The 22,639-nt window shown below is 42.5% G+C and carries 24 protein-coding genes and 1 pseudogene; 23 read left to right on the top strand and 2 right to left on the bottom strand.

Annotated elements, in window-relative coordinates:
* Window positions 1-173: 173 nt before the first annotated feature.
* The 17 genes and pseudogenes from ABRT01_RS12835 (at window position 174) to ABRT01_RS12755 (ending at window position 12,654) form a co-directional block, all read left to right on the top strand.
* Window positions 174-1,043, top strand: coding sequence for a DUF6612 family protein (locus ABRT01_RS12835; RefSeq protein WP_367747659.1), 870 nt, complete (start codon window positions 174-176; stop codon window positions 1,041-1,043).
* A gap of 283 nt (window positions 1,044-1,326) precedes the next feature.
* Window positions 1,327-2,298 (top strand): nuclease-related domain-containing protein, encoded by a 972-nt coding sequence (locus ABRT01_RS12830; RefSeq protein ID WP_367747656.1) that lies wholly within the window; start codon window positions 1,327-1,329, stop codon window positions 2,296-2,298.
* A 4-nt stretch (window positions 2,299-2,302) separates the two neighbouring features.
* Complete coding sequence (locus tag ABRT01_RS12825) at window positions 2,303-2,491, top strand: hypothetical protein (protein WP_367747653.1); 189 nt, start codon at window positions 2,303-2,305, stop codon at window positions 2,489-2,491.
* 171 nt (window positions 2,492-2,662) lie between these two features.
* Entirely contained in the window at window positions 2,663-3,733 is a 1,071-nt protein-coding gene (prfA, locus tag ABRT01_RS12820; protein ID WP_269410497.1) for a peptide chain release factor 1, read from the top strand.
* A gap of 13 nt (window positions 3,734-3,746) precedes the next feature.
* The gene (gene prmC, locus ABRT01_RS12815) at window positions 3,747-4,598 is read left to right on the top strand and encodes a peptide chain release factor N(5)-glutamine methyltransferase (RefSeq protein WP_367747649.1); all 852 of its coding nucleotides are present in this window, start codon (window positions 3,747-3,749) and stop codon (window positions 4,596-4,598) included.
* A 151-nt stretch (window positions 4,599-4,749) separates the two neighbouring features.
* Complete coding sequence (gene spoIIR, locus ABRT01_RS12810) at window positions 4,750-5,376, top strand: stage II sporulation protein R (protein ID WP_367747646.1); 627 nt, start codon at window positions 4,750-4,752, stop codon at window positions 5,374-5,376.
* A 73-nt stretch (window positions 5,377-5,449) separates the two neighbouring features.
* Window positions 5,450-5,899, top strand: a complete 450-nt coding sequence (locus tag ABRT01_RS12805) for a GNAT family N-acetyltransferase (protein ID WP_367747643.1) — start codon at window positions 5,450-5,452, stop codon at window positions 5,897-5,899.
* Between the two features lie 153 nt (window positions 5,900-6,052).
* On the top strand, window positions 6,053-6,187 hold the full coding sequence (locus ABRT01_RS12800; protein ID WP_367747640.1) for a hypothetical protein: 135 nt from the start codon (window positions 6,053-6,055) through the stop codon (window positions 6,185-6,187).
* A gap of 12 nt (window positions 6,188-6,199) precedes the next feature.
* Window positions 6,200-6,424 (top strand): annotated as a pseudogene (locus ABRT01_RS12795) (GNAT family N-acetyltransferase); the annotation flags it as partial.
* Window positions 6,425-6,463: 39 nt separating this feature from the next.
* Window positions 6,464-7,216 (top strand): GNAT family N-acetyltransferase, encoded by a 753-nt coding sequence (locus ABRT01_RS12790; RefSeq protein ID WP_367747665.1) that lies wholly within the window; start codon window positions 6,464-6,466, stop codon window positions 7,214-7,216.
* Window positions 7,217-7,320: 104 nt separating this feature from the next.
* On the top strand, window positions 7,321-8,346 hold the full coding sequence (locus ABRT01_RS12785) for an L-threonylcarbamoyladenylate synthase (RefSeq protein ID WP_367747637.1): 1,026 nt from the start codon (window positions 7,321-7,323) through the stop codon (window positions 8,344-8,346).
* Between the two features lie 124 nt (window positions 8,347-8,470).
* Complete coding sequence (locus ABRT01_RS12780) at window positions 8,471-9,025, top strand: manganese efflux pump MntP (protein ID WP_367747634.1); 555 nt, start codon at window positions 8,471-8,473, stop codon at window positions 9,023-9,025.
* Between the two features lie 319 nt (window positions 9,026-9,344).
* Window positions 9,345-9,953 (top strand): low molecular weight protein arginine phosphatase, encoded by a 609-nt coding sequence (locus ABRT01_RS12775; protein WP_269412629.1) that lies wholly within the window; start codon window positions 9,345-9,347, stop codon window positions 9,951-9,953.
* Window positions 9,954-9,980: 27 nt separating this feature from the next.
* Window positions 9,981-10,148 carry a hypothetical protein gene (locus tag ABRT01_RS12770; protein WP_269410491.1) on the top strand — a complete coding sequence of 56 codons (168 nt, stop codon included), beginning with the start codon at window positions 9,981-9,983 and terminating at the stop codon, window positions 10,146-10,148.
* Window positions 10,149-10,196: 48 nt separating this feature from the next.
* The gene (gene rpiB, locus ABRT01_RS12765) at window positions 10,197-10,634 is read left to right on the top strand and encodes a ribose 5-phosphate isomerase B (RefSeq protein WP_269410490.1); all 438 of its coding nucleotides are present in this window, start codon (window positions 10,197-10,199) and stop codon (window positions 10,632-10,634) included.
* 136 nt (window positions 10,635-10,770) lie between these two features.
* Window positions 10,771-11,319, top strand: coding sequence for a TIGR01440 family protein (locus ABRT01_RS12760; RefSeq protein WP_439649418.1), 549 nt, complete (start codon window positions 10,771-10,773; stop codon window positions 11,317-11,319).
* Window positions 11,320-11,400: 81 nt separating this feature from the next.
* Window positions 11,401-12,654: a serine hydroxymethyltransferase gene (locus ABRT01_RS12755; protein WP_367747630.1), complete on the top strand. Its 1,254-nt coding sequence runs from the start codon at window positions 11,401-11,403 to the stop codon at window positions 12,652-12,654.
* Window positions 12,655-12,730: 76 nt separating this feature from the next.
* On the opposite strand, the gene ABRT01_RS12750 is transcribed toward ABRT01_RS12755, so the two are convergent.
* Together ABRT01_RS12750 and ABRT01_RS12745 are read right to left on the bottom strand one after the other, a co-directional pair.
* Window positions 12,731-13,531 (bottom strand): ABC transporter ATP-binding protein, encoded by an 801-nt coding sequence (locus ABRT01_RS12750; protein WP_269410488.1) that lies wholly within the window; start codon window positions 13,529-13,531, stop codon window positions 12,731-12,733.
* Window positions 13,532-13,786: 255 nt separating this feature from the next.
* Window positions 13,787-14,749, bottom strand: a complete 963-nt coding sequence (locus ABRT01_RS12745) for an iron-hydroxamate ABC transporter substrate-binding protein (protein WP_269410487.1) — start codon at window positions 14,747-14,749, stop codon at window positions 13,787-13,789.
* 195 nt (window positions 14,750-14,944) lie between these two features.
* Between ABRT01_RS12745 and ABRT01_RS12740 the strand changes: the two genes are divergently transcribed.
* The 6 genes from ABRT01_RS12740 to ABRT01_RS12715 all read left to right on the top strand — a co-directional run bounded on the left by ABRT01_RS12740 (window position 14,945) and on the right by ABRT01_RS12715 (window position 22,621).
* Entirely contained in the window at window positions 14,945-15,961 is a 1,017-nt protein-coding gene (locus tag ABRT01_RS12740; protein WP_367747627.1) for a FecCD family ABC transporter permease, read from the top strand.
* Window positions 15,958-16,980 carry a FecCD family ABC transporter permease gene (locus ABRT01_RS12735; protein ID WP_269410485.1) on the top strand — a complete coding sequence of 341 codons (1,023 nt, stop codon included), beginning with the start codon at window positions 15,958-15,960 and terminating at the stop codon, window positions 16,978-16,980. Before ABRT01_RS12740 ends, ABRT01_RS12735 begins: the two co-directional genes overlap by 4 nt.
* 20 nt (window positions 16,981-17,000) lie before the next feature.
* The gene (locus ABRT01_RS12730) at window positions 17,001-18,014 is read left to right on the top strand and encodes an NAD(P)/FAD-dependent oxidoreductase (RefSeq protein ID WP_269410484.1); all 1,014 of its coding nucleotides are present in this window, start codon (window positions 17,001-17,003) and stop codon (window positions 18,012-18,014) included.
* Between the two features lie 252 nt (window positions 18,015-18,266).
* Window positions 18,267-18,896, top strand: coding sequence for a uracil phosphoribosyltransferase (upp, locus tag ABRT01_RS12725; RefSeq protein ID WP_269410483.1), 630 nt, complete (start codon window positions 18,267-18,269; stop codon window positions 18,894-18,896).
* Between the two features lie 81 nt (window positions 18,897-18,977).
* Window positions 18,978-20,111: a non-hydrolyzing UDP-N-acetylglucosamine 2-epimerase gene (gene wecB / locus ABRT01_RS12720; protein WP_269412627.1), complete on the top strand. Its 1,134-nt coding sequence runs from the start codon at window positions 18,978-18,980 to the stop codon at window positions 20,109-20,111.
* A 185-nt stretch (window positions 20,112-20,296) separates the two neighbouring features.
* Entirely contained in the window at window positions 20,297-22,621 is a 2,325-nt protein-coding gene (locus tag ABRT01_RS12715) for a S8 family serine peptidase (protein WP_269410482.1), read from the top strand.
* The last annotated feature ends 18 nt before the right edge of the window (window positions 22,622-22,639 follow it).

Raw genomic sequence — 22,639 nt, 5'->3', positions numbered from 1 at the left:
AGTGCAACCGTGAATTAGCATAGTTGCACCTAGTGTGTCAACCATTGATTTTGGTGAAGAGCCACTTTTGATGCAATTTTTTTGTAAAGAAATATTAATATAAATGAAACCTTTTCTTTTATTTTTCCATATGGTAATGTTGTAGACAAATAGAATTAGAAAGGTGGATAAATTTGAAAAAATGGTTTTTAATACTCGTAGCTGGAGTTATGGCACTAGTTCTAGCAGCATGTAATGAAACGGCCGAACCAACAGAAGGTGCGAGTAAGGAAAAAGAAAGCAAGCTGACAGCGGAGGAAGTATATCAAAAGGCTTTGGATGCCTCCGAGGACATGAAGAGTGCAGAAGTCACGATGGATTTGCAGCAACATATTGAAGCAAGTGGCGATGAGCCCGTTGCCATGGACACAAACAGCAATTATGATACAAAAATGACAATGGATCCTATGGCTATGTATATGAAAGGCGTAACCAAAATGGAAATGGATGGAACCGATGAAGAACTTCCGGACATGGATATGGAAATTTACATGGTTGACGACGGCATGTACCTATACAGTGATCAAATCGGTGACTGGGTTAAAATGGATGGTGCTTCCATGGATATGGTTGAACAAATGGCCGGCCAGCAGCCAGACCCGTCCGAGCAATTAAAAATGATAAAAGATTATACCGACGATATGTCATTTGAGCAAAACGATGATGCATTTATTTTAAAATTGGATGCGAACGGTGAGAAATTTAACGAATTAATGCAAAAGATGATCCAGGAAAACCTGCCAGAAGAATTGCAACAAGAATTAGGTGACGAAGGCCAGGAAGTTTTGGATAATATGAAGATTAACAGCATGGCGATGGAATACACCATTGATAAGGAATCATACGATATCAAATCACTCGATATGGATATGGATATGAGCATGAAAGCTGAAGACGAAGAAATGAATATCGTACAAAATGTCAAAGCTGACTACTCCAACATCAATAAAGTAGACCCAATCGAAGTACCAGATGACGTAAAAGATAAAGCAATTGAGCAATAATTGCAGTTGTGAAAATACATCTTCTTGTTGGGGTGTATTTTTTTGTTTGGTTTGGGTGATGGGAGATGCTGCGGGGCGCCAGGGGTACCTAAAATTTGGGGATCGCTGATATAAGCGCGAAAATCGCTGATAAAGGTGTGAAAACCGCTGATAGAATGACCAAGATCGCTGATAGAAGCGTGGAAACCCGCTGATACAATGACAGGAACCGCTGAAAAAATTTCACTGCTTGGAACATTTATGTAGTAAGATAGAAATAGACAATCAAAAGGATGTGACCGAATTGACTTCAAAACCCAATATCGAAACGGACTACCTTTCCAAGATATTAGCCTTGGACCGGCGAACATCCCCATTTCACCCGGTAAAACCTCGACTCCAAGATCAGATAAAAAAGGAGCGTACAGGTATCAAAGGTGAATCTGCATTAATCTTTCCCCTGAAATTTCTGCCCGGTGAAGACATTTCCATTTTCCATAATCCACGGTTGCCCGATGGAAATGATTATTTCGAAATTGACAAACTCCTTTTATCCAAACAATACATTCTGATGCTGGAAGTGAAAAATTGGTATGGCACCTTATACTTTGACGGAGATAGACAAGTCATCAGGGTTGGTGACGATGGTCGGGAAGAAGGCCTGCCAAATCCAATTATTCAAGTCAAATTGCAACGGCATCGACTGCAAAAGTGGCTTCGAATGTATAATTTTCCCCACGTACCAATACTATATTTTGTTGTAATCAGTTTTCCCAGCACCATCATCAAACCGCTTTTTCCACGAAGTACAGTTCCTAATGAAGTGATCTACAGTAAATCATTACCATTTCATATTCATGAACAAAATCACATATACACAAACCAGGTTTTAGACCAAAGAACATTTCAACAGATTTTTGATCGCATTCAAGCGGATCATACACCATCGAAAGCGGATGTTTTAAAGAAATTTGGCATTAGCAAAAACGAATTGATCAAGGGTGTATTTTGTCCTGAATGTGCTGCCAATCCGATGAAAAAGGAACATAATAAATGGCTTTGTCCGCAGTGTCATCACGCTTCAAGAAGTGCACATTTACAGGCACTTCATGATTACAAGCTATTAATCGGGGATACCATAACTAATCAGGATGCACGGGAATTTTTACGAATCGATTCATCTCATGTCATGAAACGTATCTTGCAAAAGGAGGGATTTCCGGTTAGTGGGAAAAACAGATGGCAAAAGTATACCCTAGATTTTGGGGATCGCTGATAGAATGGAAAAAATCGCTGATATAAGCATGAAAACCGCTGATACAAAGGTCAAAACCGCTGATAGAATGCCCAAAACCGCTGATACAAAGGCCAAAACCGCTGATACAAAACTCAAAGCCGCTGATAAACTGACTTTAAATTCGCTGTGCATAAGCAATTTCCAATTTGCGAGCATCAAAATCGCCGTATAAATGCTTATCCGCGCGGGGATCCCTATCTGAACTGCTGTCAGCGGAAATGGTAGGACAAATGCACCGCCCCTCTGTCCCGTCCCCCGTCTCACTCTTAGTTCCAAAACAATTTTGACCTGCCACCCTGAGTATAATATAATTAGACTGTTAATCTGAAAAGAGGTGGACGTGATGTTAGACCGTTTACAATCATTGGAAGATCGTTATAATAAATTGAATGAGTTATTGAGTGATCCAGAGGTTATAAATGATACAAAAAAATTGCGGGAGTACTCTAAGGAACAGTCTGATTTGCAGGAGGTTGTGGATACGTATCGCAACTATAAAGATATAACCTCCCAGCTAGAGGATGCCAAGGCAATGCTGGATGATAATCTGGATGAGGAAATGGCGGAGATGGTCAAGGCAGAAATTGCTGAACTGACCGATTCCAAAGAAGAGCTGGAAGAAAGATTAAAGGTATTGCTGTTACCAAAAGATCCGAATGATGATAAGAACGTTATTATGGAAATTCGTGGTGCTGCTGGTGGTGATGAGGCGGCATTATTTGCTGGCGATTTATACCGGATGTATTCGCGTTATGCGGAATCGCAAGGGTGGAAGACAGAGGTTCTAGAGGCACATACGACCGGGGTTGGCGGCTACAAAGAAATTATTTTTATGATCAATGGTACAGGTGCGTATTCTAAATTGAAATATGAAAATGGAGCCCATCGCGTGCAACGGGTGCCGGAAACCGAATCCGGCGGAAGAATCCATACATCAACGGCGACGGTAGCTGTTTTGCCGGAGACAGAAGAGGTAGAAGTGGAAATTAATGAAAAGGATATTCGCGTCGACACGTATGCATCCAGCGGCCCAGGGGGACAGAGCGTTAATACGACGATGTCCGCTGTCCGGTTAACCCATGAGCCGACGGGAATTGTTGTTTCCATTCAGGATGAAAAGTCACAAATTAAAAATAAGGAAAAGGCAATGAAAGTACTGCGCGCACGGATTTATGATAAATATCAACAGGAAGCACAGGCTGAATATGATGAATCGCGTAAATCGGCAGTTGGTACAGGAGACCGGTCGGAGCGGATCCGTACGTACAATTTTCCACAAAACCGAGTGACAGATCATCGAATTAATTTAACGATTCAAAAACTGGATCAAATCTTGACTGGAAAACTGGATGAAATTATCGATGCTTTGTTGATCGAGGAACAAACTAAAAAATTGGAACAGATTGGTGAATAAGATGGAACAGCCCATGAAACAATACGAAGTCCTAAAGCGGGCTTCGCTTTTTTTAGCAGATCATCAGCGAGAAGAACATGTTGCGCAAATTCTGTTGCAACATTATCTCGGTGTGTCAAGGACCAAATTTTTTGCCGACATGCAAGAGACGGTTCCGGAGCCAGTTGGAAAACAGTTTGAAAAAGCAGTTAAAGCTCACGCAGCAACCGGCATTCCTGTCCAGCATTTGCTTGGGTATGAAATGTTTTATGGCCGCAAATTTAAGGTTAATTCGGACGTGCTAATCCCCAGGCCGGAGACAGAAGAACTGGTACAGTATGTGATCGGTCAAATAAACAAACATGAAAAAAAGCCGTTAACGATTGCCGATATTGGTACCGGTAGTGGCGTTATTGCTTGCACATTAGCACTGGAGCTGCCACAAGCAACCGTGTATGCGACAGATATTTCCGAAGCAGCATTAACGGTTGCCAAACAAAATGCTGGGAACCTCCAGGCAAACATTACATTTTTACAGGGGGATTTTTTACAACCGCTGATCGACCAACAATTAAAAGCGGATATCATCGTCTCGAACCCGCCATATATCGCTGAATCCGAGAAAACAAGCATGTCTGATACGGTAAGACAATATGATCCGGCACTTGCTTTATTTGCAGCGGACAATGGGCTGGCAGCTTACCGTTCGATTGTAAAGTCACTGCCGAATGTACTAAAGGAACAGGCACTGGTGGCGTTCGAGATTGGTTATCAGCAGGGGAAAGCAGTTAAACAGCTGATTTTGCAACAGTTTCCAAAGAGTGAAGTAGCCATGATACCGGACATTAATGGTAAGGATCGAATCATTTCCACGAAAATCAGTTAGGGACAAGGCTCGCGTTTGGGCATGTAGTCTCCTGGATGGATAAATCAAATACCAATCTATTAACAAATAAAATTTTTACCAGAATACTAGTTTAAAAACATTTTTCTAAGCCCATACTGGTTGTAAATCCAATCGGAAAGGGCTGGAAATGATGAAGAAGCTAGTATTTTTTGTATTTGCTATTATAATTATTTTCTTATTGATGCCAACCAAAGGCATGCTTCAACAAGCAAGTAATGATCAGGGATATCAGGTCATTCCGGATGATGCCATTCGACTGCGGATTTTGGCAAATAGTGATGGCGATGGGGACCAGAAAGTTAAGCAGACAGTACGTGATGCGGTGAATAAATCAATTGCCGGATGGGTTGAGAACATTGCTGACATTGATGAAGCGCGGAAAGTGATACAAGGGAAACTGCCGGAAATTGAGCAGATCGTTGAAAACGTATTGGAAGCGGAAAATGCATCACAATCATTTCAAGTGGAATACGGGGAAAATGTATCGTTCCCGGCAAAATTATACGGCAATTATTTGTATCCTGCCGGGGAATATGAGGCCGTGTTAATTACCCTTGGGGAAGGGGAAGGTGCCAATTGGTGGTGTGTATTGTTCCCGCCGTTATGCTTTTTGGATTTTTCCAGTGGAACGACGGTTGCTGAGGCCTCCAGTGCGGATCAACAGGATGACAAAGTTGAAAAGAAACAACAGAAGGAAACAGATGACGATGAGGTCAAGGTGAAATTTTTCTTGTTTGAATGGCTTGGTTTGTCATAGATTCACGTTCTTTTGCATAAAATCATAGAAAAGAACCATGCAAAATCTATTACATTTAATAGAGGTGATAAACATGAATCTAGTAGCGGCAAAACATGTATCAATAGAAAAGGTGGAACATTTTTTACAACAAAACCGGGATGTTAATGGAAATGCATTAATGCAACATGGTTATGTGGTTGAAATCGAGCAACAAATTGAAGGTTGTTTTATTCTGGAACCGATGGAACCGGGTGTTTATTGGTTAAAACAGCTTCATGTTACGAAAAAGTGCGCCCCTTCACTTGCGGTACTGTTGGAATCAGTACTGGCCATTGCGAAACAGCGCCATGCCAAAAGTGTATATGTCCACAGCCATCAGCCGGTTGTTGATTTGTTGCTTGATGCATTACAGTTTCATCCACAGAAGAAAAATGAATTTGTGGATAGTCAACAAATGAAGGAAGGCAATTGGTGGGTATATAACGTATCAAAAATGAGTTATTCACAAGATCGCGTGGATAACACGAATATTAGTTGTTGATATTGTGCATAACTTAACATATTTACACCAAACCTGTGGATAACTTCCACAGGTTTTTCTTTTTCATGGATTAATTAAACCACCAAAATCGCACAATGTGGACAAAAATGGTATGATGATGAAATAGTTGAAACATACATAGGTGGGGATATTGTGGAACACATTGAAACATTAACTAAGGCTGATTTTGATGCTGTTTTGGCGCTGGACCAATTTGCATTTCAAAGTGAGCTGTCGGCGGATGAATTATCCGAAGAAAAAGAAAAAATAAAGCAGGACACCATTTAGGGATGGAAGGAAGATGGACAACTGGCGGCAAAAGTACATCAGATTCCATTATCCTGTTACATAAATGGAAAAGCGTTTGCGATGGGAGGTATTGCCGGAGTAGCGTCATGGCCCGAATATCGCAGGCGGGGCATGGTTAAACACTTGCTTTATCACGCGTTGGTAAAGATGAAGGAAAATGGACAAAGCATCTCCCTTCTTCATCCGTTTTCGTTTGCATTCTATCGCAAATATGGCTGGGAGCATGCATTTACGGACCAACATTATTCACTTCCGATGAAGCGGCTAAAGAAAAAATGGAACCTTTCCGGTGGTTATGTACGTCGCATTGGGCCGGATATTCCATTACTTCAGCAGATTTATTCCGAGTATGCCAGCACCTTTAATGGCATGCTTGTCCGGGATGAGGCATGGTGGAGGCAGCGGGTGTTGACAAAAAAATATCAAATTGCTGCTACCTTTAATCGTCAGGATGAGCCTGAGGGATATATTATTTATGATGTAACAAGCAACATTTTCACCATCAAAGAATGGGCATATGTCAATGTACAGGCACAAAAACAATTATTGCATTTTATTGCCAACCATGATTCCATGGCCGATAAGGTTGAACTGACCGTACCTGAACGGGATAACCTGCCATTATTGCTGGATGAGCCTCGATTTGAGCAGAAACTCACTCCTTATTTTATGGCGAGAATCGTTGATGTACAGCAATTTTTACAGGAATATCCATTTCAAGACGAGGGAGGACTCACACTTGTTGTCAGTGATGAATTTTTCCCGGAAAATAGTGGAACCTATCAACTGGATATAGCAGCTGGACAAACCACTGTAAATATGGATGAACAAGGGAACGATACACAGGCTATTCATTGCTCGATCCAGCTATTGACATGTATGCTGTTAAATTTCCGGCGCCCGAAAGACTACTATCAGGCAGAACTTATAACAGGAGAACTTGAAGCTATTGAACGACTGGAAAAACTAATCCCTAACAGGCAAACATTTCTGTCAGACTTTTTTTAAGAGATCATGGACATCACCTGTGTATAATGTGGATAAATTTTATTGCTTGTGGATAAGCATTTTGATAAAGAGAGATAGATTTGTGGAAAAGAGGTCGACATACGATGGAAACAAAACGTTGGAATACTGTAGATAGTGGCAATCAACAAGGGATCGATGAAGCGGCGGGACTGCTGCAAAACGGAGAGGCAGTGGCTTTTCCGACCGAGACAGTCTACGGGCTTGGCGCGGATGCAACAAGTGAAACAGCGGTAGCAAAGATTTTTGCAGCGAAAGGACGCCCGGCGGATAACCCGCTCATTGCCCATGTCGCAACCAAAGCGCAACTGCAACAATTAGTATCCACAGTCCCGACATTTGTGGATAAGTTGATTGATACATTTTCTCCCGGTCCGTTAACATATATTTTACCCAGCAACGGAACTTGTGCAACCAATGTAACAGCGGAACAATCCACAATTGGGGTAAGGATCCCGAGTCATCCGGTTGCCCAGCGGCTTTTGCGAAAATGTGATTTGCCAATTGCTGCGCCTAGTGCCAATCTCTCTGGCAAGCCGAGTCCGACAACAGCTGATCACGTGTGGCAGGATCTGAATGGAAAAATAGCCGGTTTGCTTGATGGTGGTCCGACAGGTGTTGGCGTGGAGTCGACGGTCATTGATTGCACCAGTGAAATTCCAATTATTCTGCGCCCCGGCGGTGTGACCAAGGAACAGCTGCAAGAAGTTATTGGCGATGTCATGGTTGATCCGGCACTGGCAAATGCGGTTGGCCGGCCGAAAGCTCCCGGCATGAAATATCGCCATTATGCACCAGAAGTTCCGATGTGGCTCATTGAAGGCCCGGCGGAAAAATTGGCTGAAGTTATTGGCGAGGAACGAGAGAATTACGCGAAGATTGGTGTGATAGCAAGTGAGGAAACGTCTGAACGACTATGTGCCGATCAAGTCATTTCCCTTGGCTCAAAGGAATCATTAACGGATATTGCTGCTCATATTTATGATGCATTACGTACCTTTAAAGAGGGGGATGTGGATTTGATTGTATGTGAAGCATTCCCGGAAAAAGGTATTGGTCTGGCAATCATGAACCGGTTGAAAAAAGCAGCAAGTGTTTACGTTCCGGCGTAATGATAAGATTGTGATTCAGGATAAGGAAAAGCGTTAGTGACAATTAGCCAAAAAACCTATCTCCAGCATAAACCACTTCGGACACGCATATTTATCTAATAGCATGTCCGAGGGGGGGTTGAGGATGGCGGTATATCATATCGGCCAAATTGTCTCATTAGTATTTATGTCATTTGCGCTGGGGATGGATGCATTTTCTGTAAGTTTAGGAATGGGAATGCAGCAACTAAGACTTAAGCGAATTGCCTTTATCGGACTTGTTGTCGGCATCTTTCATATGATCATGCCATTCTTAGGGATTATAGTCGGAAAAGCAATATCTGTGCAAATTGGCCAGCTGACCACCCTGATTGCCGGCATGCTGTTAATTGCGATTGGTTCACAGATGGTTTTCACCGCCTTTAACCACGAAGTCAAAAAAATTGTTAAGCCCGCGGGAATCGGGCTGCTATTTTTTTCTATAAGTGTGAGTATGGACAGTTTTTCCGTCGGGTTAAGTTTGGGAATGTCAGGTGTAAAGACAGTAATAGCTTTATTGCTCTTTGGGGCAGTTAGTATGGTATTAACCTGGATCGGTCTCATCGTTGGGAAAAAGGTTCACGGCTTGATCGGTGTGTATGGTGAAATATTAGGTGGCAGTATTTTATGCGGCTTTGGATTAAACCTGGTGTTTGGCTAGGTCAATAGTTGGCGTATTCTGGGTAGAGCTGGGATATGTGCTGATTTGAATCGTGCAATGTGTGGAAAAATGAACGGGTACCGGTGATGCAGTGGTACTCGTTTTTTTACTTCACTTTTTTCTGACATTTACTGCTTCATGTGTTATAGTTTGAGTAGAGATTAACTTTGCTAAATAATCTGGAAGTAAAATAAAAAACAGCTTTGTGGGTAACTTCTCCTCCTCGAACATCTAATGTTGCTGGATATCAGGTTGGGGCGGTAAAATGGAATATGTTTGGAATACCAATAACATCCTCAATAACGGAGGTTTCTTTTTGATGAAAATCTTGTTTGTCTGTACCGGAAATACGTGCCGCAGTCCAATGGCTGAAGCATTGCTGAAAGCTAAATACCCACGGGCAGAGGTGCAATCGGCCGGGGTTTTTGCGGGAAGAAATCAACGTGCTAATCAAACAGCGATAGATGCGCTAAAACTTCAGGGGATTTCGTTGGATCATCGTTCGCAGCCGGTTTCCGAAAAGCTGTTGAACTGGGCTGATTTAGTACTGACCATGACAATGCAGCATAAACAATCCCTCATATTACAGTACCCTGATTATCAGGATAAATATTTTACACTAAAGGAATACGTTTCAGATGCGGATAGGAAAATTTGGCAGGAATTAAAACGGGCATATGCAGATTATGAACAAAAGCGAATCATCTTCATGCAACAGAACCAGCACAAACTGGATAAGGAAACACTTGAGCAAGAAGTAATGAAACATTTGCAGGATGACCTTCGACGTATCCAGCAGATGGAGGCCAGCTTAATCAATTATGATATTTCCGATCCGTTTGGCGGAGACTTGCAAGTTTATCAAAACACCCTTCATGAACTAGATAAACATGTCGATCTATTAATTGGGAAAATAAAAAACGACTAATGATAGCATGTAAGGGAGATGCAAGAGATGAAGCCGAGCTATCGCTTTAGCCTAAGATGGAACCTTGTACTGTTTACAACGATTTTGGCGCTTATTACGTATTCTTTTACCGCAGTATTTATTTATGTTGTCTATGATTCTATCCGTCCGTACTGGTCAATTCCCCAGCAATGGTTTATCATTATGACATCATAGTTAATGCGTGCGTGATAAACAACGCAGGCAAAGAAAGAGGTGATAGCAATGAAGGTCATTTTAACTGCTGATCATGCGGGGATGACGATTCGCAATGAAGTAAAAGATTTATTGGATGAAATGGGAATTACCTATGAAGATACGGGCTGTGATTGTCAGGGATCCGTTGATTATCCGGATTATGCACTGCCTGCCGCTGAGCGTGTAGCAAAGGGTGAATTTGACCGTGGTATTTTTATTTGCGGAACTGGGATTGGTATGACGATCGCGGCTAATAAAGTAAGCGGTATTCGTTGTGCATTGGCCCATGATGTATACAGTGCCAAATTAACCAGACAGCACAATGATTCCAATGTTTTGGCAATGGGAGAACGCGTCATTGGACCAGGGCTTGCCAGGGAAATTGCCAAGGTATGGCTGGAGACGGATTTCGATGGCGGACGTCATGCCAACCGGATTGGTAAAATTACTGCGTACGAGGGATAAAACGGGTCCGATTAATCATTATCATCCGAACCATACAAATTTTAAAAGGAACAAATGGAGCCGAACTGACCCCATTTGGTTTACAGCTAAGTAAAACTAGCAAATATATACTTTCAAAAAGAGGCGGTGATCACAATTGGCTGATTTGCACCAGCAAGTTCATGACGATATGGAAGCTGTTGTTGATGAATGGTTAAATAACGGATATGTAAACGATGGGGATTTGTTTGTGATTGGCTGCTCCACAAGTGAAGTAATCGGTGAACATATCGGAACAGCTGGCAGTGAGGAGATCGCAGCAATTATTTTTGAGCAGTTGATAAGGCTCCAGCAGGATAAACAGTTGCAATTAGCGTTTCAATGTTGTGAGCATCTGAATCGGGCTTTGGTTGTGGAAAGAAGTACAATGAAAGCACACCGGCTGGAGGAAGTCTCGGTTATACCGCAGCCAAAAGCAGGTGGATCGATGGCCTCTTATGCGTATAAGCATATGCAAGATCCAGTAGTTGTTGAAATGGTTGAAGCAAATGCAGGTATCGATATTGGTGAAACAATGATTGGGATGCATCTGAAACGAGTAGCTGTACCATTACGTTTAAATCAGCGGCATGTCGCAAGTGCACATCTGTCAGCCGCCCGCACCCGTCCAAAATTAATTGGCGGTGAACGGGCTGTCTATAAATAATCATACCAGGGTGAAATGGAAGGGGAGTTATCTGAATTCCCACATATATCTGGTATAAAAATTCACACAGGGGGTTATCAAATGGAAACAACAACATCTGTAACGACATTGAAACAGACGGATCAGGAGCTTTATGAAGCAATCGAGAATGAGAAACAACGCCAACAACAAAAAATTGAATTAATTGCTTCGGAAAATTTTGTATCAGAAGCGGTTATGAAGGCAATGGGCTCTGTTTTAACTAATAAATATGCGGAAGGCTACCCTGGTAAACGGTACTATGGCGGCTGTGAGTTTGTAGATGTGGCCGAGAATTTAGCCCGTGATCGTGCCAAAGAATTATTTGGTGCCGAGCATGCGAATGTTCAGCCACACTCCGGGGCGCAAGCGAATATGGCAGTATACTTCTCTGTTTTGGATCCGGGTGATACCATCCTGGGCATGAACTTGAATCATGGTGGTCATTTAACCCATGGCAGCCCGGTGAATTTTAGCGGGAAGTTATATAATGTCGTTGATTATGGCGTGGACAAAGAAACGGAGAAGCTTGATTATGATGCCGTTTTAGCCAAAGCAAAAGAGGTGCAGCCAAAATTGATCGTTGCTGGTGCCAGTGCTTACTCCCGGACGATTGATTTTGTTAAATTCAGGGAAATAGCTGATGCCGTTGATGCTTATTTGATGGTCGATATGGCTCATATTGCCGGATTAGTTGCAGCTGGGTTGCATCCAAATCCAGTTCCACACGCACACTTTGTGACAACCACTACACACAAAACGTTGCGTGGTCCACGTGGCGGTATGATTTTATGCAAAGAGGAATTTGCCAAAAAGATTGATAAAACCGTGTTCCCGGGTATTCAAGGTGGCCCATTGATGCACGTTATCGCCGCCAAAGCCGTATCGTTTAAAGAAGCATTATCTGATGATTTCAAAGCATATGCCAACCAAATTATTAAAAATGCCAAAGTTCTTGGTGAGGCATTGACAAATGAAGGCATCCGTATTGTCTCCGGTGGTACCGATAACCATTTATTATTACTTGATGTGACACCGCTCAAACTAACCGGAAAAGTAGCGGAGAAGGTACTGGATGATATTGGTATTACCACCAATAAAAATACCATTCCGTTTGATACAGAAAGCCCGTTTGTTACCAGTGGACTTCGGATTGGTACAGCTGCCGTAACCACTCGTGGCTTTGCAGAAGAAGAAATGAAAGAGATTGCTGCCATTATTTCACTTACATTAAAACACCATGAAGATGAGGCAAAGCAAAAAGAAGCAGCAAAACGCGTTAAAGCATTGACAGATAAGTTTCCGTTATATGCTTAGTAAAAAGGGTGCTCTGATTAGAGCACCCTTTTTATCACGGTGATTTTTATAGATGTCGATAATGTCGGATGAAATGTTAATTCGCAAATAAACAACGGCCTTTGCCATGCGGAATACACATTGGTGTACCAAACCTTGGGTCATATGTTACGTCACATTTCATTTGGAAAACCTCATGTACTAGATTACAAGTTATTATTTCTTCCGGCTTGCCCTGATCAAAAATCTTTTTATCTTTGATTGCTACTGCATGATGTGCATATCTGCTGGCAAGGTTTAAATCATGCAGTACCATAACAATGGTGCGTCCGTCCCGCTCGTTTAAATCAAACAATAAATCCAACACATCAATTTGATGGGTCATATCCAAATAAGTCGTCGGTTCATCCAGCAAAATAGTATCTGTCTGCTGGGCTAGTGTCATAGCTATCCATGCACGTTGACGTTGCCCGCCCGATAATGAATCAACGGTTCTGTTTTTAAGTTCTATGGTATTTGTCGACTGAAGTGCCTGATGAACAGCATCTTCATCTGTTTTAGACCACTGTTTTAAAAATCCGCGATGTGGGTGTCTGCCAAGTTTAACAAGTTCGTAAACTGTTAGTCCTTCTGGCGTTACCGGGCCTTGCGGTAAAATTGCCATGTTTTTGGCGACCTCTTTTGTCCCAAGTTTGGCAATGTCTTCACCGTCTAATATGACATTACCTCCCTTTGGCTTTAATAAACGTGCTAAAGAACGCAATAATGTAGACTTCCCGCAACCATTACCGCCAATGAACACGGTGATTTTCCCTTTAGGTATGCTTATATTTAAATTTTCAATGATGATATTGTCACCATAGCCCAGCGTTAGATCCTCTGCGTTCAACGTTTGCATTTGGAATCGCTCCTTTTTATAGTGCATAAGGATAAAGGGGACCACATTTTTATCAGTTTTTGAACAAAAAGGATACATTCATGCGTTATTCCGCGTACACCTTTGTTCAATCCCTTACACACATATATCTAATATATATGTTTCGTAAACCAGATTTCATTACCTTAAGTTTATTGGCTTTTTGGACGTTAGTCAATGGAACCAACCTAGAGGGAACTTGAATTCGCCAACGCTAAAGGATCCTAGTAATAATTGTTATTTTTCCTTTAGGGCTTTGACGATGTCATCTATTGTTTTTTCTGATGCCAATAATCCTTGATTAGTCCAATTGCTTGGGTCTTGAAGGTGGTAAACATTCCCTTTTTTAACGGCCGGAGTGCTTTGCCAGACAGTGCTTTTATTTAGCGTTTCTACTCCCGATTCTCCTTTTTCCGCTAGCAAAAATACATGATCGGCATCCAGTTCAGAGAGTTTTTCAATGGACATTGGGTTCCATGCTGTTTCCGCATCGCCTAGTTCTTCAATTAGTGCCGGAACCTTTACACCTAATTCAGAATATAACACTTCTGCACTGTGGCGGTTATGTTCAAACACAAAATATTCATCGCCTGATACCCAAATAACTGCAGCCGTCTCATCTCCAATGGCATCCTTTACTTCTTCGCTTGCCTTGGCTACCTTATCTTTATATTGTTTCAACACTTCTTTCGCCTTATCTTCCTTGCCAAATAATTTGCCAAAGGTTTCTAATTGCTTTTGCCAGTTATCTGTCGTTTCCTTGTTCATGACATACGTTGGGGCAATTTTGTTATAATCTTCGTAAGAACCCTTATAACTATCCAGGTTATTTTCTAAAATAATCAAATCCGGATCTTGATTTAGTACTTGTTCCAAAGGAAGATTCCATTCGATGGACGGTACATCCTTTAGCTCCGGTTCCAGGTAGCCTTGTACACTTTTTCCTATTGCCCACTTGGCAACAGGTGTGATACCTAGCGCAAGTAATGTATCCTCATGATATGGCGCAATAACGTGTTTCGCTTCCTTAGGCATGGTTACTTCGCCCTTTTCGGAATCTAGCGTTACTTCGGAACTTGTATCTTTATCCTGTTTATCGGGAGCTTCGGATGATTCTTTGTTTCCACAGGCAGAAATAATGAATAACAAACCAATTGTCACACAGAGAAAAAGCAATCGGTATTTATCATTTAATTTCATATGTAGTCCTCCAATATGTTATGATAATTTCATGTTCACAATGGTAATGATAATCATTTTCAATTGTTAAGTCAATTTTTAACTGCCAGTAAAACTTCTACTGATTGAAGTTTCATTTTATCTGTCATATTACACCTTTAAGCGTGACTTATTTTTGGCTCGATTCATCACTCTCGATAGAAATAGGGGAGGAATATGTTTTCTATAATTCAACAATCCAATATGATAAGAATCTTCATCAACCTAATCGCATTAGTAGCTATGCTATTTTCTATAGGTCTGTCTGTTTCATACGGAGCAATTGATATAAAGTTGATGACAGTCTGGCAGGCTGTTTTTGACTTTCAACCAGATTTGTCAACCCATCAGGTTATTCAGGAACTCCGTTTGCCCCGTGCAATTGCTGCAGCACTAATCGGTGCTTTTTTGGCAGTTGCCGGTTCGGTTATGCAGGGAATGACACGAAATCCTTTAGCTTCCCCATCCATTTTGGGGGTTACTGATGGAGCTGCCTTTGCTCTTGTTATTTCTTTGGCTTTCTTCTCCAACATATCGAATTTGGGAATGAACCTGGCCTCATGGATTGGGGCAGGAATTGCTGTTGTACTCATATTTATGGTCGGGTCTTTTTCAAAAGATGGTTTAACCCCGGTCAAACTTGCTCTTGCAGGGGTTGCTATCGGGATGATGCTTCGTTCTGTTTCATCGATGATTGCTTTGCATTTTCAATTGGAAAAACAGATGGGATTTTGGTTGGCGGGCGGTCTGGAAGGAACAAACTGGTCTTCTGTTAAAATGCTATTCATTTCCGGTATTATTGGTTTTCTTCCGGCAATTGCTATATCCAAATCGATTACCGTGCTAAGCCTTGGAGAAGACATTGCAACGGGACTTGGGCAACGAAATATTGTTATTAAGGTAATTGGCATTCTTTCCGTGCTTATCCTGACGGGAGCAGCTGTTTCTGTTGCTGGTGTTGTTGGTTTTGTCGGACTTATTGTGCCACATATCACACGTTTTATTATGGGAACGGATTACCGATGGATCATCCCTTCAGCTGCTATTTTTGGTGCCTTATTGCTCGTCCTGTCCGATGTCGTAGCGAGGGTGGTCAATGCACCATTTGAAACACCGGTTGGCGCAATCACTTCACTTATTGGTGTGCCTTTTTTCCTTTACCTGGCTCGCGGTAATGGAGGTGGAAAATCATGAACACGACGGAAGCGGGGAAACAAAGAAAATTTCTACTTATTATGATGCTGCTCATCGCTTTACTGATTATCTTGTTTTTTATTAGTTTAAATACCGGTGTTATCCGTATTTCACCGGGTGATGTACTAAGAACATTGTTACATAATGGAACAGCACGGCAGCAATTAATCCTGTTTGATTTTCGTCTGCCGGGAATTTTGCTTGCTTTGCTTATTGGGGCAGGTCTCGCAGTATCTGGTGTTATTTTGCAAGGGGTGACCCAAAATGAACTTGCTGATCCGGGGATTTTGGGAATCAATACCGGCGCTGGACTTGCCGTCATACTGTTTCTATTCTTTTCCCAAAATCGTCTCGATACATCGGGTACTTTTTCTATTTTCATGATGCCTTTATTTGCTTTACTGGGAGCTCTTGGTGCAGCCATATTAATCTATGGATTAGCATGGAAAAAGGGTGTAAACCCAATTAGGCTGGTATTGGTTGGGATCGGGGTTAATGCTGGTTTTAGTGCATTACTGGTCATTTTTCAATTGAAGATGGATCCGCAAAATTTCCGACAGGCTACCGTCTGGCTATCCGGAGACATATGGAATGCGAATTGGAGCTTTGTATTGGCGCTGTTACCCTGGATGCTTATTCTTATCCCATTGGCACTGTTCAAAGCCAATGCATTAAATGCTATGAATCTTGGTGATGGTATTGCATCGGGACTTGGAGTATCTGTCGAAAAAAACCGGGTAATTCTGCTGTTCATTGCTGTAGCTCTTGCCGGCGCTGCAGTTGCGGCCGGAGGGGCAATTGCCTTCTTAGGTCTGGTTGTCCCGCACATAGCCAGAAAGATCATTGGTCCATTACATCAATACATTATTCCGATTTCAACTTTGATTGGGGCATTGTTGTTAATGATTGCTGATACGGTTGGCAAAAACATTCTGGCACCTGCTCAAGTACCTGTTGGAATCATTGTTGCGATTATAAGCGCACCTTATTTTATTTACCTGCTTATGAAAGCGAAGTAATTGATTGGAGGAAGCTTCATATGACAAAACAACAAGAACTTTATGATATAACCATTATTGGAGGAGGCCCCATCGGACTATTTACAGCTTTCTATAGCGGAATGCGGGAAATGAAAACAAAAATTATTGAATATCTACCGTTTTTGGGCGGGAAGGTTTCCTATTTTTATCCGGAAAAAATAATTAGGGATGTTGGTGGAATTCCTGCCAAATCCGGGGAACAATTTACTGAGGATTTGATAAACCAGGCCAAAACATTCCATCCAGACATTGTCCTAAAGCAACAGATCACGGGGATGGAAAAGCAAGTGGATGGGACGTTTATCTTAACGAGCAGCAACGGGGAAAAGCACTTCACTAAGACTGTTGTGTTGGCCACCGGATTTGGCATATTAAGCTCCACAAAATTAAATCTTCCCCATGCTGAAGAATTTGAAAAAACAAACCTTGACTATTGTTTCAGCAAGATGGAAAATTACCGTGAAAAAAACGTTCTTATTTCAGGTGGAGGAAACTCAGCAGTCGATTGGGCAAATGTGCTGGAGCCAATCGCCAAAAAAGTTATTGTTGTTCATCGCAAGCCAACATTTACCGGGATGGAAAGCAGTGTAACAAAAATGCTGAATTCTACTGTGGAGGTATTAACGCCTTATGAATTGTCCGAGTTAAAAGGCTCAAACGGCCAGTTATCCAGTGTTGTCTTGAAGCATGTTGAGAATCAGGAAGTTAAAGAAGTCTTGGTTGATCGTGTTATTGTCAATCATGGATTTCAGATTGCACTAGGTCCGATAGCAAATTGGGGCATGGACATGGATAACGGGACAATTCAGGTAGACCATACGATGGCCACATCCATTCCGGGAATATTTGCAGTTGGAGATATCGCGGCTTATCCCGGCAAACTAAACTTGATCGCCGGAGGGTTTAACGAAGGTCCAATTGCGGTCAATCATGCCAAGCAGTTTATAGCACCGAAAGCAAACCTTGCTACCATTTTCTCGACCAACTATGCACCGTTATTGGACAATGATTAATACAGGTTACTTCTTACAACACACTTGAAACATGGTCCGTTTTTCAGTACAATTTTAAGGATAACTAATATAGGAGTTGAGTTCAAAAAGGAGGATAAAAAGGACCGAGAAGTTCAAGGCGGCGCAGCTTTGAGCACCGGAGTGTACATAAAAAGGTACATGAGGAGCGGAAAAGCAAGCCAACGAAGAAATTCGAAGTGTCATTTTTACCGGACTTTTTGAACATCCACTACAAAGGAGTGATCCGGCTTTATGGGAAATATACATGTACTTGATCATCCGTTAATTCAACATAAATTAACGTACATACGAGATAAAGAAACAGGGACAAAGGAATTTCGCGAGCTTGTTGATGAAGTGTCGATGTTGATGGCATTCGAAATTACCCGTAATCTTCCACTGCAAGAAATTGAGACGAACACTCCGGTGACTACAGCAAAAACAAAGGTGTTGGCAGGTAAGAAAATCGGCCTGATTCCAATTTTGCGTGCAGGCCTTGGGATGACCGATGGAATGCTCAATTTGATTCCGGCTGCCAAGGTTGGTCATGTCGGGCTTTATCGTGACCCGGAAACACTTAAACCTGTCGAATATTATATTAAATTACCATCCGACATTTCCGAACGTGAGCTTATCGTGATTGACCCAATGCTTGCTACTGGCGGTTCGGCAAATGATGCCATCCATTCGTTGAAAAAGCGTGGCGCAAAACAAATCCGGCTGATGTGTTTGGTTGCCGCTCCAGAAGGCGTGAAAAAGATTCAGGAAGAGCATCCGGACGTGGATATTTATTTGGCAGCACTGGATGAAGGACTGGATGACCATGGCTATATTGTTCCGGGACTTGGTGATGCCGGTGACCGGTTGTTTGGTACGAAATAGGTTGGAGTGAGGAACTTGACAAAACATGGCAATGTAATGGCGACCCAACAGCTTGAGCCGATTCCAGGGCTAAACAACGACCTGACAAAGCGTATTAAAGTCATGACCATTTTCGGGACAAGGCCGGAAGCAATTAAGATGGCTCCGCTTGTTTTGGAGTTGGAAAAACGAACAGAGCAGTTTGAATCTATTGTAACTGTTACAGCACAACATCGGGAAATGCTTGATCAGGTATTGGAGATTTTTGCTATCACTCCGGACTATGATTTAAATATTATGCAGCAAAAACAGACCCTCGCCCAGATTACCACCCGGGCATTGGAGGGTTTGGATCAAGTAATGAAGGAAACATCGCCGGATATCGTCCTTGTTCATGGAGACACAACGACTACATTCGTCGCGTCCATTGCCGCTTACTACAACCAGATCGCGGTAGGTCATGTGGAGGCTGGGCTAAGGACGTGGGATAAATATTCTCCATACCCCGAGGAAATGAATCGGCAGTTAACCGGTGTGATGGCCGATTTACACTTTGCTCCAACGGAAAAGGCAAAACAAAATCTGCTGAACGAAAATAAACCGGTGGAGCGTATTTTTGTCACTGGAAACACAGCCATTGATGCGTTGAAAACTACGGTTGATAAAGCATATAGCAGTCCGATTTTGGATCAGCTCGGTAATAAACGGTTGGTGTTGGTGACGGCACATCGCCGGGAAAACCTTGGGGAAAACATGCAGCACATGTTCCGTGCAATCAAGCGGTTGGTGGAAACACATGAAGATATCCATGTGATTTACCCAGTTCACTTAAACCCGATTGTCCAGCAAACAGCTGCTGACATTCTCGGAAATGATGACCGGATTACCTTGATTGAACCATTAAGTGTTGTTGATTTCCATAATTTCGCTGCCCGCGCACACTTAATCATGACAGACTCAGGCGGTGTGCAGGAGGAAGCGCCATCGTTGGGTGTTCCTGTACTTGTACTGCGTGATACCACCGAGCGCCCAGAAGGAATTGCAGCAGGCACGTTAAAATTAGCAGGTACGGATGAAAATAATATTTTTACCCTGGCAAATGAACTGCTTTCCGATAGGGATGCTCATGACCGAATGGCTAAAGCAGCAAACCCGTATGGAGACGGACATGCTGCCAGCAGAATCGCCGAAGCAATGGTACGCTATTTTTCTCAAACAAAGGATGGATCCAGTTGATTGGCTGGGTTCATTTTGCGTTATAAGGGGAGCTTCAGTCCGGCTTCAGCTCGGTTTTAGCCCCGGGTGCCCCTCCAAACGCGTGATCATCTATGATAAAAAATATACCGCAAAACAATTTTCTTCAAACCATGCATGATTTCCCCACTTATTCCAAAAAATAAGGTGAAAAAGGGGACTTCTTCATGCACAAACTATTTGCCATCCTGACGATTATGTTCATCTTCATGGTGTCCTGGCAAACCAATGTACCGGCACATCCTGGTAATGAACATGATGAAAAATCACGCTTTCACGATCATGATGATGATAAAACATCAATCATTATCGAAGTGAACGGGGATGCGGCTAAACACAAAAAGTATATTGAAACATATTATCCTTCCGTTGAAGTGGTTGCTACATATAAGAAGCTTTTTCATGGATTGGCACTCCGAGCTGATCCGAAAAAGCTTTCGAAAATGAATTCACTTGATTTTATAAAAGCGGTTCATCCGGTTACGACATACGAGACGAATGATTTATCAGTGAAAAATCACTCGGAAAAACATGTATCATTAAAAGATAGATTTTTGAATTTTAGCAAGAAGCCTGACCATGATAAAGATAATCAGAACATAAATGATGACACATTAAAAAATATCGATACAAATGCTGTTCTGCCTGGTGACCTTAACGATACATCTTATACAGGTAAAGGAGTGACGGTCGGTATTATTGATACAGGGATAGACTACCATCATCCAGATTTAAAAAGTAATTATAAAAAAGGGTACGACATGGTTGATTTGGATGATGATCCCATGGAGACGATTCCTTCACAGGGGATGCCAACTTTTCATGGAACGCATGTTGCTGGGATTATTGCAGCGGATGGCGAATTAAAAGGAGTGGCGCCGGATGCTGAGATTCATGCGTACCGGGCATTGGGACCAGGTGGACAAGGGACCTCGATTCAGGTAATTGCGGCACTGGAACAGGCGGTGGATGATGGAGTAGACATTGTCAATTTATCATTGGGAAACACGGTAAATGGTCCGGATTATCCGACGAGCATTGCTGTTAATCGCGCTGTTGAACATGGGGTTGCAGTTGTGATTGCAAATGGTAACAGCGGCCCGGATCATTGGACAGTCGGATCTCCGGCAACCGCTAGCAAAGCACTGTCTGTCGGTGCGTTGTCTATGCCGCAATCATTGCCATTTTTGTATGAACCAACGGAAGATCAATCATTGTCGATGATGCCGATGCTTGGCTCACCAACATGGGGTTTGGATACTGATTATCCGGTTGCTCTGATGACGGGGAAAGACGATAACGTTCGGGGCAAAATCGCCTTGATGAAACGTGGCAAGATTCCATTTTACAAAAAAGCAAAAATGGCTGAAGAAGCGGGGGCTGAAGCAGTCATCATTTATAATAATGAAAAAGGGTCTTTCCAAGGTTCGGTGGAAAATGACCAAGACCCGGTAGGTATTCCGGTTGCTACTGTTACACAACAGACAGGAGAATGGTTACGGTCTAAAATGCCAAAAGATCGGCTGTATCTGGAAACGAAATATCAAGAAACCGGGGAAATGGTCGCTGATTTTAGTTCGCGTGGGCCGGTAACTGTTGATTGGGATATTAAACCGGAAGTCATCGCCCCGGGCGCAAATATTTTAAGCACAGTACCGGATGGGTATCGTGAATTACAGGGGACGAGCATGGCAGCACCACATGTGACCGGTGCGCTTGCCCTATTGAAGGAAGCACATCCTGATTGGTCGGTTGCCAAATTGGAAGGAGCACTGAAGACAACCGCCCTGCCACTGGAACAAAAAGATAAATTAGCTGATCCAATCGAACAGGGAATGGGACAAATTCAGCCCGATCAAGCCATTAACACGGGTACTATTATTGATAATCCGTTATTGTCGTTTGGGAAAATAACCGGTCAGAGCCGGGATAAGACGGTTAATCTTGTTATCGAAAACACGACAGATCAAGAGCAAAGTTATTCGTTTGATATCCCCAAGGCGGAAAAAGGACTGCATTTTCAACTGCCGCAAACGTTTGCCGTTCAACCGCACGACCGCAAAAAGGTGCAGGTGAAATTGGGTGTTACAAGTCATTTGCTGGACAAAGGTGTCTATCAAGGCTGGCTAACGTTGCGTCAAGGAAAACAAGCTTATCATCTGCCATATCTTTTCGTGAATCAATCGGCTGATTATCCAAAAGCAATGGGATTTGATTTAACGTTGAAGCCACTTTCGGAGGATAGTTACAAGTATCAATTGTATGTCACTGATCCGGCGAAACGGGTGGAGGTACAGCTATATGATGCTGGAACATTGTTATACGATCGCCCCTTTATCACTATTGATGAACCTAAAGTAGGGGTAAATGAAGGCGAAATGACCAAGCGCGATCTTGGTAAACCAGGGACATATAAAGCGTTAATCACCGTAGAAATGGAAAATGGCGAATATGAAAGCTATGAGACGGAATTGGAAATTGGAGAAAAATGAAGGGTTATTCGCCCTTCA

The sequence above is a fragment of the Lentibacillus sp. L22 genome, from assembly GCF_040812445.1.
In the GTDB taxonomy this organism is placed as follows: Bacteria; Bacillota; Bacilli; order Bacillales; family Amphibacillaceae; genus Lentibacillus_C; species Lentibacillus_C daqui.
Note: the sequence above shows the minus strand (reverse complement) of the source record. Positions and strands in the feature narration are given on the sequence as shown.